This is a genomic window from Spirochaeta lutea, assembly GCF_000758165.1.
GTDB classification, from domain to species: domain Bacteria; phylum Spirochaetota; class Spirochaetia; order DSM-27196; family Salinispiraceae; genus Spirochaeta_D; species Spirochaeta_D lutea.
Genome location: NZ_JNUP01000060.1, coordinates 1 through 15,187 on the forward strand (window position 1 = coordinate 1; position 15,187 = coordinate 15,187).

Genomic DNA, 15,187 nt, shown 5'->3' on the forward strand with positions numbered 1-15,187 from the left:
GACTTGAAACGGAGGAACGGCCCGACCGAATAGGGAGGGCACATCGCCAGGAAGGCGATGTAGTGACGGAGGCGGGTCGAAAGGAGGCAGCACGAGGCTGCCGACTGGAGATCAAGTCCTGCTGGGCCCATCATTGCGCGAGCCGATGATTCATCAATATAGCAACTGACTTAGCCATTTTACAAATCTATGGCTTTTCCGACTCCCACATGCTCAAGGATTCTCGCCAGCCCCGAACCTCTACTCCTTGCTGTTCCCAGGATCCTTCTCCGCCGAAAATAAGAACCTTTGAACCGGGTAGTTTCGTTATTGCCTGTACCTTATTCACCGACACAAGCCCGTGTTGGGGAAGGGATGTTGCGGATTTAATTTCAATAATCTGGTATTCATTCCCACGTTGGACGATCAAATCTCCTTCGTTACCATTGCTATCCCGAAAAAAAGTGAATTGGAATTGAAGATTTTTATGCATGTTCTGTTTGATTAAATCGCTTACTATCAGATTTTCGAACAGTTGTCCTTTCAATGGATGAGTAAGAATATGGCCTGGTTCCCGAACTCCAATCAGCCAGGCCGCCAGACCAGTATCCCAAAAATAAATTTTAGGGGATTTTATGAGTCTTTTTCCAAGGTTAGCAAAGAACGGCTCTAAGCGAAAGAGAATAAAACTATTTTCCAGAATGGAAATCCATTCCTTAACAGTATTAACGGCGATCCCCACATCGTTTGCCAGGGATGAAAGATTGAGTATTTGGCCGACTCTTCCTGCAATGAGTTTGACAAACAGGTGGAAGGTGTTGAGGTCCTTTATCCCCAACATTGCCCGTACATCCCGCTCGATATAGGTAGAGAAATAGAAAGACAGGGCCTCAGATGGATTGAGGTTTTGTTCCCAAATTCTGGGGTACATTCCTTTCCAGATCAATTCCTCATAGGATTCTAGGCTTGATTTGTGACCATCCCCTGATGAGTAGGGCAATAATTCTTGGTAGGTGAATGGAAGGAGTTTTGCAATGGCGGTTCTTCCGGCCAAGCTCTGACTAATGCCTGCGCTAAGAGCATGGGTATTGCTCCCTATAAGAATAAACATTCCGGGATTATTCATCGAATCCACTGACAATTGTATTTGGCGTAATAACGTGGGTTGGTTTTGAATTTCATCTATTATTACCCCATTGGTAAACCTGTTGATAAAACCCCTGGGATCTTCTTGGGCAAACCGCTGTTCTTGCAGATCTTCAAGGTTTATATAGGAATGTTGAGGAAAGGCCAGTTTTACTAAGGTTGTTTTACCACTCTGTCTAGGCCCGAGAATGGTAACAACCGGATATTGATTCGACCAACGTTGAATGGTAGGAGTAAGCTGTCTGGGAACCATAGGTATAGATTACTATGATTTATGCAGATTTGCAACGCGCCTGCAAATTTACATAAAACCCGAATGGCAAGCAGAATTCCCCCTTGTGTGGTATTTCACCGTACTCAGATTTTACACCCCTAGAGATGAACTGACTAATCCATAGCAAATGCCTGCACTGACGGGATCAAAATGTACATTGAAGGTCATTCCAGCAAATAGCCTGTTAACAGATTTATTCTTTGCCTACCTTATCTTTGGCTAAAACAAAAAGTGGTAAGCGCCCAGGGAAGTCCTTTTAGAACTAATTGTATGTAATGCTTCATGGCAACTCCAATCAGCAGGCTTGTTGTCACGTAAAACCGTGCTGTATGTATCAGACAGGCAAGTCTCAAGGCAATAGGACATACGCGGTGATTGAACCCACAGTGGCACCACCGGGCATAATCATACCAATATCCGAACTAATTAGTCTGCTGGTGCTGGGTGCAGACAGAAGAATCAGGAGCCCCCAAAAAACCTATGCAATAATTCATCTGACTCCAGGGTGTTTGAACCAAGCGGCCATGCCCCCGGCACCCCCAAATAAAACGATAACGCGCGAAAGGTTGCAAGCTACTTCGGATGTAGCGAACCTAACCGAAACAAGCCCCAGGGGTGGTGTCACCAAGGTAAAATGCTACAGGCTTTCGCCAACTCAGAAACAAAAAAGCCCCGGCCCCTCCAATACGGAGAATCCGGGGCGCCTCTATTATTATAGTTGGGCTTGAATTACTTGAAGGCGTACCCGAAGGCGTAGTTATAGAACTCGTAGGTTCCGGTTGTACCGGTTACCTTGAGGAAGAGGGTCTCGCCAACCTCGTAATCCACCCCGGCTTCCAACAGGATTCCGTCATCTCCGCCGTAGGTAGAAGCTGATTCATCATCCGGGTAGGCGCTATCCCACCAGCCGCTATCCACGTTTTCGGCGATGGCAGCGCCGGTGTAATCGTAGATGGACACCTGCACATCCGCGGTGGGAACCGTGGCATCATAATGATCGCTGTATTTTTTGGAATCACCCCAGTGAACAACCACGCCGTATTCGGCATCGTCGCCCACCATTTTGAGAGAGTACCATTGGGCGGCTTCGGAAGACCGGGTGTTGATGTCGTCCTCAGAGGGATTATGCTGGAGGGGCAGGCTGTCGGGCTCGTAGTCTTCGGGGAGGAAGTCGGGGTAAAACCGGAGGGAGAACTCTTCGGACTCGGCCTCGTTGCCCTCTGAATCCACCAGCATCAGGAGGACGTTGTAGTTACCGTAGCCGGAAAAATCTACTACCAGCTCCACAGTAAAATCACCCTCCACCGTAACCGTCTCGCCTACCAGGGCCAGATAATCGGGCTGGCCGTACACCAGGCCGTCAAGCTCGTCGGCATCGTACAATCCCAGGGTACCGGTGTAGTCGGTCTCTTCGCCCACAGCCTCGCCGAAGGTGGACCCCACAACCTTCACCTTGACGGTTCCGCCCGTGGCCGTAAGGTTCTCACTGAGCACCTCGTAGCTGGTTATAGACGCCTGGGGCAACAGGGTTTCCGGATCGGTCATAAGCCCGCCGCAGCTTGCCAAAAGGACCAAGGCAGCTGATAAAAGAATGAGCACCTTTGCTTTCATAGTAGACTCCTTAATTATTTTTACGGAAAGCATAGGGTGCCCTTTCTTAAATCCAGCTTAACCCTGCCTGATTTTTACGATTACTTTTGTGCCTCCCCCCGGGCCCGCCATGACCCTGAGCCGATCACAGCTTGAGAGGACCTTACCGCACTACTTTCCTAGTGGTTCCAGGCTACTTGGGTATATAGTGCGGGGCGGGGTGCCTTTTTTTGGGGTGATTCGAATGCCCGGGGTAGGTCCCTTCCGGGACAGGCCCCCTCCAGCTACGGCTTACATAATTCCTGGCAGCCCGGATTGCCGCCGCCACTCCATTCTCCATCACCTCACCCCCCACCCTACCCCCAAGATCCCCCAGAAATGTCAGGGTCGATACTCCATCCCGGGTCACGTTCCATAGAATCTTGCCATTCGAAATAGCCCTAAGGCGGATACGATGTTTCAGCTAACAAAACACTAGGTTTCAACAGCTGATACATAATGTTTCAGCTATAGATATCTCTTGAAACTATAGCTGAAACATTTCTTACCATTAGCTGAAACATTTCTTACCATTAGCTGAAACATTTTGTTCTGTTAGCTGAAACTGGGGGGATTACAGGTAATGAAAAATATGGGAGCCGTTAAACGAGGATCACAAGGTAATTCTCAATCGCTTCCATCCCCATCCAAGTATTGAAGACGTCTCGCACATTCATTTTCTATATAAAACAACTCAATGTTGCAATCTCATACTTTCTTGATTTGTCTAATAGTGGTACTATGGTGTATGTATAAATCTGAAAGGCTGCTTCAGATTATCGAACTCCTGCATGATCATCCAGAAGGATTGAGCCGTGCGGAAATCGCAAAACGGATGGGTGTTCACCGCAGCACCATTGGACGAGACCTCATTTCATTGGAAAACTCCTTCGCTCTGATCGAGGATGAGGACGGTCTCATATCTATCGACCGAAAATCGTTCCTGAGCGAACTTCGCTTGAGCATGTTCGAGCTCGAAGCCCTTCATATCGCCGCTAAGCTTTTTCAGAAGGTTATGAATTTTCCCTTTCCCCACGCCGCATCGGCCATGAGAAAACTCGCTGATGCACAGGGAAAGGTGAGCCGTGCCCTGGCAGATAGAATGCGTGAGACGGCAGAGCTCATTGATCAGACTTCACCACTCCTGACCATAAATTATTCAGGCTATCGGAATGTGATTGAGCAGCTTGGAATTGCCATATCGGAATACCGTCCTGTAACCATCATCCACTACTCCCAGAACCGCAATGAAAACTCAAGGTATGAACTTTTACCCCTTACCCTCGAGCCCCATCCTGAGGGTAAAGCAATCCATCTTATTGGATGGATGTTCAAAGAGACCGAGCCTTCATTCAGAACCCTGAAAATTGAACGGATACAGGAGGTTCATCTTGAAGCTCCCGCACGGGAACTGTATCTGAGAGTCCCCATGGAAAAGTTTTGGGGTCGCCTCGCTGCAGCCTGGAGCATTTGGTCATCAGAAAAAACCCCCCAAAAGGTTGTACTACGTTTCGACCCGGCCATTGCTGCCCGGGTTCGAGAAACCACCTGGCACATCAGTCAAAAACTGACAGAACATGCAGACGGGAGTCTCATGTGGCAAGGAATAATAGCAGAGCCGAGGGAGATGTACCCATGGATCCGGGGGTGGGGTCCCGACGTTGAAGTGCTCGGACCGGAGTGGTTGCGAGAGCGCCACCGAGAGGACTTTTTGCGGGGAGCAAAAATATATGAAAAATAAGGATTTATCCTGTGGTGTTGCGGTAGGTGCAACAGGGAGCGGGTATTGTAGAAAAGATGATACCCCGGTTTTGCAGGGTTAGCTTAATTCATTACGGAGATGATGTTGGAGTATTTAGCGCATGTAAAACAGGATGAGCGGGGAAACTGGGAAGTCCCACATGATCTCCTGGAACATCTTAAGAGGGTTGCATCCCGGGCGGCTGAATATGCGGAATCATTTGGCAATACTGATTGGGCAAGGGTTGCGGGTCTTTGGCATGATCTTGGAAAGTATAAACCCAGCTTCCAGAAATATATTCGGGCAGTATCTGGTTATATGAGTACTACTAATACCGAAGGTGGCGCAGGTCGTGTTGACCATTCCATTGTTGGGGCAATTTATGCCAAACAAAGATATGGTTTGGGAGGAGAAAACTTTGCCAAGATTCTTGGCTATCTGATCGCCGGACACCACGCAGGACTACCGGATTACGACCATACTGGTGGCGTCGGAGGGGCATTATCCATGCGATGGAGAGAAACAGCCCATCTTGAAGAGGCATTGGAATCGACTATTCCGGACGAAATTCTACATGTAGGTTTGCCCGAATCTATGCCCTGCAAGCTTGAGCAGAATCCGGATACCGCATATCTTCTGGAGGAAAATCTGCACTTGTGGATACGCATACTTTTCTCATGCCTTGTTGATGCAGACTTTCTTGATACTGAAGAATACATGAGTCCGCAGGCCACAAGTCAGAGAAGGGGAGTCTCGTTCACTATAGAAGAATTGAAACAGAAGCTTGATAACTACCTGGAAGAGCTTGGACGAATTTCTCACTCCGGCTCTATTAATCAAATTCGTGCGTCGATACTCTATCAGTGTCGCACAAACGCAAAGAAGAAACCAGGGCTTTTTTCTCTCACCGTACCGACCGGGGGCGGAAAAACTCTCTCGGGCATGGCGTTCGCGCTTGAGCATGCCTTACGACATGGCAAGGACCGTGTGATTGTTGCAATACCTTTCACGAGTATAATCGAACAAACAGCGGAGCTTTACCGGAACGTTTTCGGAGCTGACGCAGTCATCGAACATCATTCAAACTTAAATCCTGATACAGAAACCAATGTATCCAAGCTTGCTAGTGAAAACTGGGATGCACCAATAATTGTTACCACCAATGTACAGCTTTTTGAGTCCATATTTGCTGCCCGAACCTCTGCATGTAGAAAGCTCCATAATATTGTCAACTCGGTAATCCTACTTGATGAAGCGCAGATGCTCCCTCCACAGTTCCTGCAGCCTATCATTTCCAGCATGCGGGGACTGGTTAAAATGTTCGGCTGTACCATCGTTCTTTCCACAGCCACACAACCTGTCTTAACTGGGAGTATTGATCTCGGCTTGGAATCTCTTACAGGATTTTCAACATCTGATGTTGTCGAAATAATTGAAGATCCGGAGTCATTAAGCAAACAGTTAAAGAGAGTCGAAATCAAGAATCTTAGCACAGAAAACAAGAGGTCGACCTGGCATGATATTGCTAATGCCATGCTTGAGCATGATCAAGTGTTGACTATTGTTAACTCCCGCCGTGATTGTCGAGAACTTTTTGATTTATTGCCTCCGGGCACAATACATCTCTCCGCACTTATGTGCCCGGAACACCGGTCCCGTATAATCAAGCAAATCAAAGAGAAACTGGGCCAGGGTGAACCTCTGCGTGTCGTAAGTACTCAGCTTGTTGAGGCAGGAGTTGATATTGATTTCCCCATCGTGTTCCGAGCAATGGCAGGGTTTGATTCCATCGCCCAGGCCGCAGGAAGATGCAATCGTGAAGGAAAACTAGATAAACCCGGGATCACCTATATTTTCCGTCCGGATCGCGATGCTCCTCCAGGACTTTTAAGAAAGGGACAGTATGCAGGAGAGGAAGTGTTACAGGAGTTCGCCGAAACTGCGTCATCCTTGAGTCCCGATATCTTCCAAAAGTATTTCCACACATTTTATAGCAAGCTTAATAGTTTTGATGAAAAAGGGATAATGACTCTGCTCGGTGGTAAACGGGCTCATGAGTTCAGTTTCCAGTTTCGTACTGCAGCGGGGCTATTTCGTCTCATTGATAGCACTGAGCAGCGGTCCGTCGTAGTTGGATATGGTGAAAGCATGGAGCTTGTGGGACAGTTAGAAATTTTTGGCCCAAACCGGCGCCTAATGAGAAAACTCCAGCGCTACATCGTTTCAATTCCTCATCCCATCGCGCAAGCACTCGCTGGGCAGGGATCAATCAGGATGATCAATGGGATGGATGGGCTATTCGTTGAGAATGTATTCAAGCTTTATAGCGAAGTATATGGACTAAACATAGACGGTCCAAATTTGACGGTTCAAGATTTTATCGCGTAGAAGGAGGCTGATTTGGAACATTTTTATCAAACATTCTGTCTTGAGGTGGAAGGAGAATTTGCATGTTTTACCAGACCAGAAATGAAGGTAGAACGGGTGAGTTATGATGTCATCACGCCCTCAGCAGCCCGCGGAATTTTCGAGTCAATTCTATGGAAACCCTCTTTGAGTTGGCAAATAAAAAAGATTGAGGTCTTGAATCCTATTCGATGGACATCTATTCGCCGAAACGAAGTCGGTTCCTACATGAGTCATCGATCAGACGGAGTTTACATTGAAGACAGTAGGCAGCAGCGAGCCGGGCTTTTATTACGTGATGTTCGTTACAGGATTCACGCTGAATTGCGGTTTAATCCGGACAAGGGTGAGAGCAGACAGGATGAAAATCCAGGCAAATATAATGCGATGTTTGAACGCCGAGCAAAAAAGGGCCAGTGTTTCAATCAACCTTACCTCGGCTGCCGGGAATTCAGCTGTCGATTCACGCTCATAGAAACCACAAATAAAGATGAGCCCCAACCAATCCCTGAAGACAAGGATCTGGGATTCATGCTCTACGATATGCAGTTTCCTAAGCCAGATGACAAGGACCAGGAAATTCACCCTGCCTTCTACCGCCCACGGATGAAACAAGGGGTAATCGAAGTCCCAGACTGGACTAGCGAGGAGGTGTATCGATGATTATCCAAGCCCTCTATGAGTATTACCAACGGAAAGCGTCGGATCCCAATAATAAAATAGCTCCAGAAGGATTTGAGTGGAAACCAATACCGTTTCTCATAGTACTTGATAGCCAGGGAAATTTAATCCGCTTTGAAGACACAAGGCAACAGGAAGGAAAGAAAAAGGTTGCTAAACCGTATCTGGTACCCCAGGGTGAAAAAAAGTCTATGGGTGTCAAAGCAAATCTGCTCTGGGATTCGGCTGAGTACGTGCTTGGTGTGAATCCACGAGACCGGAAGGATATAGAGCAGCGACGGCAGGCATTTATTGAAAAACAGCACCATATTCTGGATCCATTTTCCGACCGACCGCAGGTTAAAGCAATCTTCACCTTTCTGGAAAATTTTGAAGCGGTAGCGTATTCGCAAAACACCGCTGACGAGGTGTGGAGGGAGATTCTCGAAACAAATCCCAACCTCACCTTCAGAATTCAGGGCGATTCCGGACTGACCGTTTCTGACAACCTCAGAGATGTCTTGACAGGACTGAACATCGCATCTGATGGAGATTTTAGGACAGGAAGATGTTTGGTAAGCGGTAAACAGGGCCTGATAAGCAGGATTCACCCCTCAATTAAAGGGGTGTACGGGGCACAGGTTGCAGGCGCTGCATTGATTTCATTCCAGAAAAATAGCGGTTATGACTCCTATGGGAAGGAACAGAATTATAACGCGCCGGTCAGTAAATCCGTAACGTTTGCCTACACCACAGCATTGAACCTTCTTCTAGCTAAAGGTTCTCGGAATCGAATGCAGATTGGTGATGCATCGGTCGTATTCTGGGCTCAAAAAAGAAATACGATTTTTGAACAAACTTTTAAAACTTTTTTTGTGCAGACGAGGCAAGAGAGTGATGATCCAGATAAAGATGTGAGCAAGGTATCTAATTCTCTATACTCAATTCTCACTGGAATACCGCCGGAGGAATGTTCCAGCGGATTTTATATTCTCGGACTTTCGCCAAATGCTGCACGTATTTCTGTGCGGTTTTGGCATGCTGGCACCATACAGGAATTTGCAGACAATATTCTGCAACATTTTACTGACCTTGAATTGGAGGGGGGGAACGCCGAAGACTCAAAGCTCTCACTGTCATATCTACTGACTTCAACCGTACTGGACTGGAAACAAGATAGCATTCCTCCAAATCTTGCTGGTAGCACCGTACGTGCCATCCTTGATAACCAGCCATATCCAGCGCCGCTATTGCAGCAATGTATCCGGCGGATCCGGGCTGAACAAAAAATCTATCATATCCGAGCGGCGATACTTAAAGCCTACCTAAATAGAAGAAACCGAAGTATACACACAAATAAAGAAAAGGAGATCACAGTGGCACTAGACAAAGACAATACCAATGTCGGTTATCGACTTGGTCGGTTGTTCGCAGCCCTTGAAAAAATTCAGGAGGATGCGAGTGAGGGACGAAAACTCAACTCAACGATTCGGGAGCGGTACTATTCTTCAGCCAGTTCAAGCCCGGTTACGGCATTTCCCCAGCTGCTGAAATTGAAGAATCATCATCTTGCCAAGATTGATAAGCCTGCATATAAGATCGCTCACGAAAAGAGGCTTGCAGAAATCATGGGAGAATTACCGACATCAATACCGGCACACATGAATATCGAGGATCAAGCCAGATTCGCAATTGGCTACTATCATCAACGACAGGATTTTTTCAAGAAATCGGTAGATAAAGAAGGAGAAGACAATGAGTAATATTATCAACAAAAGGTACGATTTTACCTACTTATTCGACGTGCAGGATGGGAATCCGAATGGCGACCCAGATGCAGGGAATCTGCCCCGCATTGATGCGGAAACCGGGATGGGACTGGTTACCGATGTGTGCCTGAAACGAAAGATTCGAAATTATGTCCAGATTGTGAAGGGAATGCAAAAACCATTTGATATTTATGTAAAGGAAAAGGCTGTTCTCAGCAGAACTCAGGGTGAGGCCTATGAGACAGAGGAGGTAAAATCGGCAAAGGATGATGCAAAAAAAGTCGAAAAAGCTCGCGATTTTATGTGTAGCAATTTTTATGACATTCGCACGTTTGGGGCAGTAATGAGCCTTAAAAAAAATAATTGTGGGCAGGTTCGTGGTCCCATTCAGCTGGTCTTCGGTCGCTCGGTAGAGCCGGTGGTAACCCTTGAACACAGTATTACTCGAATGGCCGTTGCAACCGAGGAAGAAGAACAGAAGCAGAAGGGAGACAACCGTACGATGGGAAGAAAATTCACCGTTCCCTACGGACTATATCGTACCCATGGTTTTATTTCTGCTCATCTTGCCAAGCAAACAGGGTTCACCGAAGAAGATCTACAATTATTCTGGGATGCACTGCGAAATATGTTTGAGCATGACCGATCTGCTGCACGAGGCTTGATGACTGCAAGAGGGTTGTATGTGTTTGAACATGATTCAGCACTCGGCAATGCTCCTGCACATCAGTTATTCGAAAGGATTAAAATATCTCGTTCCCCTGCTCATGCTGAGCAGCCTGCAAGATCTTTTTCAGATTTCTTAGTATCCATAGATGATTCGAATTTACCTGGGGGTGTTCAAATACACTCAATGATTTAGAGCCAAGCTGGGACCTATGGATTATAGCTCACAGACGAAGAAAATGTTTGACGAGTCAGATCTAATTCCTGTTTCCGCCCTCCAGCATACACTCTTTTGCGAGAGGCAGTATGCGCTCATACATATTGAGCAGGCATGGGCGGAAAACAGGTACACTATCGAAGGTAATATACTTCATGAGCGGGTAGATGTGGTTCATCATGAATCCCGACGAGGTTTCCGTGTCGAATATGGTTTGGCACTTCGGTCCCTCAGGTATGGCTTGATCGGTAAGGCTGATATGGTTGAGTTCATGAAGAATGGTCGAGACAAGTATGAATCAATCAGTCCAGTAGAATTTAAGCGCGGCAGGAAAAAAGCTGACAATTATGATCTTGTTCAACTCTGCGCCCAAGCTCTATGTCTGGAAGAAATGTTTGGCACACCGGTTACTGAAGGCCAGATTTATTATCTGCAAGAGCATCGACGTACGACCATCCCCTTGGATGACGTACTAAGAGAACAGACATTCGAAACCATACAACGAACCCGGACAATTTTTACTTCCAAGGTCACGCCCCGTGCAAACTATGATAGCAAAAAATGTGACAGATGTTCGCTGTTTGATATTTGTATGCCCAAGGCTTTAGCCGGAAACCGAAAGCCGGTCAGTAGGTACTTGGAGAACCAGATTCACCAAAACCTGCAGGAGAAGTTAGAATGAGGAAGCTGCTGAATACTCTCTATGTAGGAACCCAGGGTAGTTATCTCAGAAAAGAAGGTGAGACGATTGTTGTGGAGCAGGAGACTAACAAGGTGCTGCAGCTTCCAGTACATACAATTGGTGGAATTGTTGCCTTCGGGAATGTACTGTGCTCGCCGTTTTTACTTGGCTTCTGTGCCGAAAAAGATATTGGAGTCTCTTTTCTGACTGAACATGGGCGTTTTTTGGCGTCTGTCAATGGCCCTGTTCGAGGTAATGTGCTGCTACGTAGAACACAGTATCGTCATGCTGATGATCCCGAGATTACAAGCTTAAATGCAGCAAATTTCGTCGCAGCGAAAATTGCAAACTGCCGTATAGTACTTCTCAGAACGCTCCGAGATCATCGTACTAAGTTAAATACCACTATACTGGAAAACGCAGTACAGCATCTCGCTCAATACCTTAAACAAATCGAAAGAGTATCGACTACCGATGAGATAAGAGGAATTGAAGGTGCAGCAGCGGCAGTTTATTTCAGCGTTTTTGACCATCTCATAATTGACCAGAAAAACGATTTCCAGTTCCATGAGCGGAGCAGAAGACCACCCCTCGATGAAGCAAACGCTTTACTTTCATTCACCTATACATTAATAGCCCATGATGTTCGATCTGCACTTGAAACCGTTGGTCTTGACCCTTCCGTTGGCTTTCTCCATAGAGATCGACCGGGAAGACCAGGACTTGCGCTGGATCTCATGGAAGAGTTGCGGCCGGTTATAGCAGACAGACTTGTTCTCTCGTTGATAAATCGGCGTCAGCTCACCAAAAAAGATTTTAAACGTGCGGAGAACGGTGCGGTTGTCATGAGTGATGATGCTCGCAAAGTATTGTTAACCGAGTACCAGAACCGAAAGCAATCCGAGGTTCAACATCCCTATATTAAGGAAACTATTCCCATAGGCCTACTCTTTTTTGTCCAGGCTAATCTGCTAGCCCGAAGTATACGAGGCGATATTGATGGGTATCCGCCATTTTTCTGGAGGTGATACATGATGGTGCTCATTAGTTATGATGTCGCAGTAACCAGTACCGGTGGTGCACGAAGATTGAGAAGAATAGCCAAGGAGTGTCAGAACTATGGTCAGCGAGTACAATATTCGGTTTTTGAATGCGTCGTTGATCCTGGGCAATGGGCTAGGCTGAAGCACTCCCTAGAGACTATCATGGACGCCGAGCTTGATAGTCTCCGATACTATTACCTCGGGAAGAACTATAGAAACAGGGTTGAACATGTTGGCGCTAACCCATCTCGTGATGTTGACGACCCGTTAATAATCTGAGATGCAGGCCGCGAACCACAAACACACATTAAACCCAGGACCTATCGCGCACGGGATAACTTCTTACAGTACAATGATCTTTAAAAAATTAGAGAAGGAGAATACTGTCCCTGAGAGCCATTCATATAGTGTTTCGCGTTACAGCGAGGTTAACTATTTATATAGTAATATGTTATAATAGGGTCTATCGCTCCCCGTGCGGGAGCGCGGATTGAAACAAGGTGGAGGAAGCGTAATAAACCTACCGTTTTATCGCTCCCCGTGCGGGAGCGCGGATTGAAACCAGCCTAAAACACTTATTACGGCTTGGATCCCCGGATCGCTCCCCGTGCGGGAGCGCGGATTGAAACAGGGGGAAGCTCAGGAGGTGAAGTTTTACCTGCGAATCGCTCCCCGTGCGGGAGCGCGGATTGAAACCTGCTTGCCGAAGAGCGCAAAAATCAGGAGAGAAGATCGCTCCCCGTGCGGGAGCGCGGATTGAAACATTATCTGCTAATATAAACCTGACACGAAATCTGATCGCTCCCCGTGCGGGAGCGCGGATTGAAACATTTTGATTTAATCCAGCAGGTAGTTAACCACGTATCGCTCCCCGTGCGGGAGCGCGGATTGAAACTGTACGCCTTACCCGGTGATTGTCGGCAAAGACAATCGCTCCCCGTGCGGGAGCGCGGATTGAAACTAGCCCCATAAAACTCCTCGGCGGTAACAAGATCAATCGCTCCCCGTGCGGGAGCGCGGATTGAAACAAGGGCCACCGGCTGAAAATCTTTCCAAAACGCGGATCGCTCCCCGTGCGGGAGCGCGGATTGAAACCCGGAACTGCATATCAATAAATGGAATGGATCTCATCGCTCCCCGTGCGGGAGCGCGGATTGAAACAACGATACCCCTTTTGGACTGAGTGTTGAGGAGGTATCGCTCCCCGTGCGGGAGCGCGGATTGAAACACGTCGAGGAAGGCCTTGAAGTTCAGATTTCTGATATCGCTCCCCGTGCGGGAGCGCGGATTGAAACACCTGTTATCAGGCGAGGTCGAGCAATCAGAGGCATCGCTCCCCGTGCGGGAGCGCGGATTGAAACTCGTTTTCGCACCTCGGGATCCCCAACGCCGGAACATCGCTCCCCGTGCGGGAGCGCGGATTGAAACTTGATCTAAATCAGCGTTTCCTTGGTCTTAATTTATCGCTCCCCGTGCGGGAGCGCGGATTGAAACTTTGCGGATGGATGGGGTTAACAACGGCCTGGGAATCGCTCCCCGTGCGGGAGCGCGGATTGAAACCGGCGGTGTTTTGATAGATGGTGTAGTCCATGGCCATCGCTCCCCGTGCGGGAGCGCGGATTGAAACTCCGCCTATCCTGGCGGAGATCGTTACCGGAGTGAATCGCTCCCCGTGCGGGAGCGCGGATTGAAACCGGAGGCCAAATCCCTCGGTATACCCGACTCCGGATCGCTCCCCGTGCGGGAGCGCGGATTGAAACCATTTGGCGAAAAAATTACAACGATGTTGTAAATATCGCTCCCCGTGCGGGAGCGCGGATTGAAACTCCTTTTGCAACGTGTCGGTATAAGCGCTTGCGGATCGCTCCCCGTGCGGGAGCGCGGATTGAAACCAGGCGTTCAGATCGCCATTGGCTACGTTGCTTCCATCGCTCCCCGTGCGGGAGCGCGGATTGAAACCGATGTCTGAGAAATCATTATTTATGTCAATCTTATCGCTCCCCGTGCGGGAGCGCGGATTGAAACCGGCCTGAATTACGTTGATTGTGAGGGATGCGGCCATCGCTCCCCGTGCGGGAGCGCGGATTGAAACTCTTCTGCCGGGACAGCGATGGAGGGAGAAGCTCATCGCTCCCCGTGCGGGAGCGCGGATTGAAACACATAACTATTAGATATACGCCATCATTCGTATAAATCGCTCCCCGTGCGGGAGCGCGGATTGAAACAAAGGCGGCGACTACATTGGCTGGATTGAAACAGATCGCTCCCCGTGCGGGAGCGCGGATTGAAACCATTTCATCCTCCAAAATATTTCATCTAACTTATATCGCTCCCCGTGCGGGAGCGCGGATTGAAACTGATTGTGGTCGCACAGTATAAAGGAGTAGGCCCATCGCTCCCCGTGCGGGAGCGCGGATTGAAACCTTGGATCGGCGGATTTTCGCAAATATCAGGTAGATCGCTCCCCGTGCGGGAGCGCGGATTGAAACTCACGAACTCGGTTGAAGCGAGTAAAGTTAACATATCGCTCCCCGTGCGGGAGCGCGGATTGAAACTCAACAGTCCTCGAGGAGGATGGAACCATGAGAAATCGCTCCCCGTGCGGGAGCGCGGATTGAAACTGTTATATCCCCATTTTCTATTGCTTCGCCCTCGTATCGCTCCCCGTGCGGGAGCGCGGATTGAAACTCCACGCTGGAAGATCAGATCAAAAAATCCCGCGAATCGCTCCCCGTGCGGGAGCGCGGATTGAAACTGCACCACCGGCCGAGGCAGAGGCATCGGAATCACATCGCTCCCCGTGCGGGAGCGCGGATTGAAACAGAATGCCACCACCCTCAAGGACATCGAGGCGGCATCGCTCCCCGTGCGGGAGCGCGGATTGAAACGAAGTAGGCGGATACACAGTATTAAAGCACATAAGATCGCTCCCCGTGCGGGAGCGCGGATTGAAACCCGTCCTGATAATCAAGCAC

10 protein-coding genes and 1 CRISPR repeat array are annotated in these 15,187 nt (G+C 48.3%); of the genes, 8 read left to right on the forward strand and 2 right to left on the reverse strand.

The annotated features are described in order from the left end of the window. Nucleotides 1–187: 187 nt before the first annotated feature. Both DC28_RS07375 and DC28_RS07380 read right to left on the reverse strand, forming a co-directional pair. On the reverse strand, nucleotides 188–1,378 hold the full coding sequence (locus DC28_RS07375) for an ATP-binding protein (RefSeq protein ID WP_037547369.1): 1,191 nt from the start codon (nucleotides 1,376–1,378) through the stop codon (nucleotides 188–190). Nucleotides 1,379–2,128: 750 nt separating this feature from the next. After that, nucleotides 2,129–3,010 carry a hypothetical protein gene (locus DC28_RS07380; RefSeq protein WP_037547370.1) on the reverse strand — a complete coding sequence of 294 codons (882 nt, stop codon included), beginning with the start codon at nucleotides 3,008–3,010 and terminating at the stop codon, nucleotides 2,129–2,131. 766 nt (nucleotides 3,011–3,776) lie between these two features. Here DC28_RS07380 and DC28_RS07385 point away from each other — a divergent pair. The 8 genes from DC28_RS07385 (at nucleotide 3,777) to cas2 (ending at nucleotide 12,491) form a co-directional block, all read left to right on the forward strand. Then, nucleotides 3,777–4,769, forward strand: coding sequence for a helix-turn-helix transcriptional regulator (locus DC28_RS07385; protein WP_037547371.1), 993 nt, complete (start codon nucleotides 3,777–3,779; stop codon nucleotides 4,767–4,769). 99 nt (nucleotides 4,770–4,868) lie between these two features. After that, nucleotides 4,869–7,157 carry a CRISPR-associated helicase/endonuclease Cas3 gene (locus DC28_RS07390; protein ID WP_037547372.1) on the forward strand — a complete coding sequence of 763 codons (2,289 nt, stop codon included), beginning with the start codon at nucleotides 4,869–4,871 and terminating at the stop codon, nucleotides 7,155–7,157. A 12-nt stretch (nucleotides 7,158–7,169) separates the two neighbouring features. Continuing rightward, on the forward strand, nucleotides 7,170–7,838 hold the full coding sequence (cas5c, locus tag DC28_RS07395; protein WP_037547373.1) for a type I-C CRISPR-associated protein Cas5c: 669 nt from the start codon (nucleotides 7,170–7,172) through the stop codon (nucleotides 7,836–7,838). Beyond that, nucleotides 7,835–9,598 carry a type I-C CRISPR-associated protein Cas8c/Csd1 gene (cas8c, locus tag DC28_RS07400; RefSeq protein ID WP_037547374.1) on the forward strand — a complete coding sequence of 588 codons (1,764 nt, stop codon included), beginning with the start codon at nucleotides 7,835–7,837 and terminating at the stop codon, nucleotides 9,596–9,598. Before cas5c ends, cas8c begins: the two co-directional genes overlap by 4 nt. Further along, a complete protein-coding gene (cas7c, locus tag DC28_RS07405; RefSeq protein ID WP_037547375.1) occupies nucleotides 9,591–10,466 on the forward strand; it encodes a type I-C CRISPR-associated protein Cas7/Csd2 in 876 nt (291 codons plus the stop codon). Before cas8c ends, cas7c begins: the two co-directional genes overlap by 8 nt. A 16-nt stretch (nucleotides 10,467–10,482) precedes the next feature. Then, entirely contained in the window at nucleotides 10,483–11,169 is a 687-nt protein-coding gene (cas4, locus tag DC28_RS07410) for a CRISPR-associated protein Cas4 (protein WP_238565791.1), read from the forward strand. After that, nucleotides 11,166–12,197 carry a type I-C CRISPR-associated endonuclease Cas1c gene (gene cas1c / locus DC28_RS07415; RefSeq protein ID WP_037547376.1) on the forward strand — a complete coding sequence of 344 codons (1,032 nt, stop codon included), beginning with the start codon at nucleotides 11,166–11,168 and terminating at the stop codon, nucleotides 12,195–12,197. Before cas4 ends, cas1c begins: the two co-directional genes overlap by 4 nt. Before the next feature lie 3 nt (nucleotides 12,198–12,200). Then, nucleotides 12,201–12,491 (forward strand): CRISPR-associated endonuclease Cas2, encoded by a 291-nt coding sequence (gene cas2, locus DC28_RS07420; protein ID WP_037547377.1) that lies wholly within the window; start codon nucleotides 12,201–12,203, stop codon nucleotides 12,489–12,491. 186 nt (nucleotides 12,492–12,677) lie between these two features. Beyond that, a CRISPR array of direct repeats spans nucleotides 12,678–15,167; the repeat unit is 32 nt; unit sequence ATCGCTCCCCGTGCGGGAGCGCGGATTGAAAC. The last annotated feature ends 20 nt before the right edge of the window (nucleotides 15,168–15,187 follow it).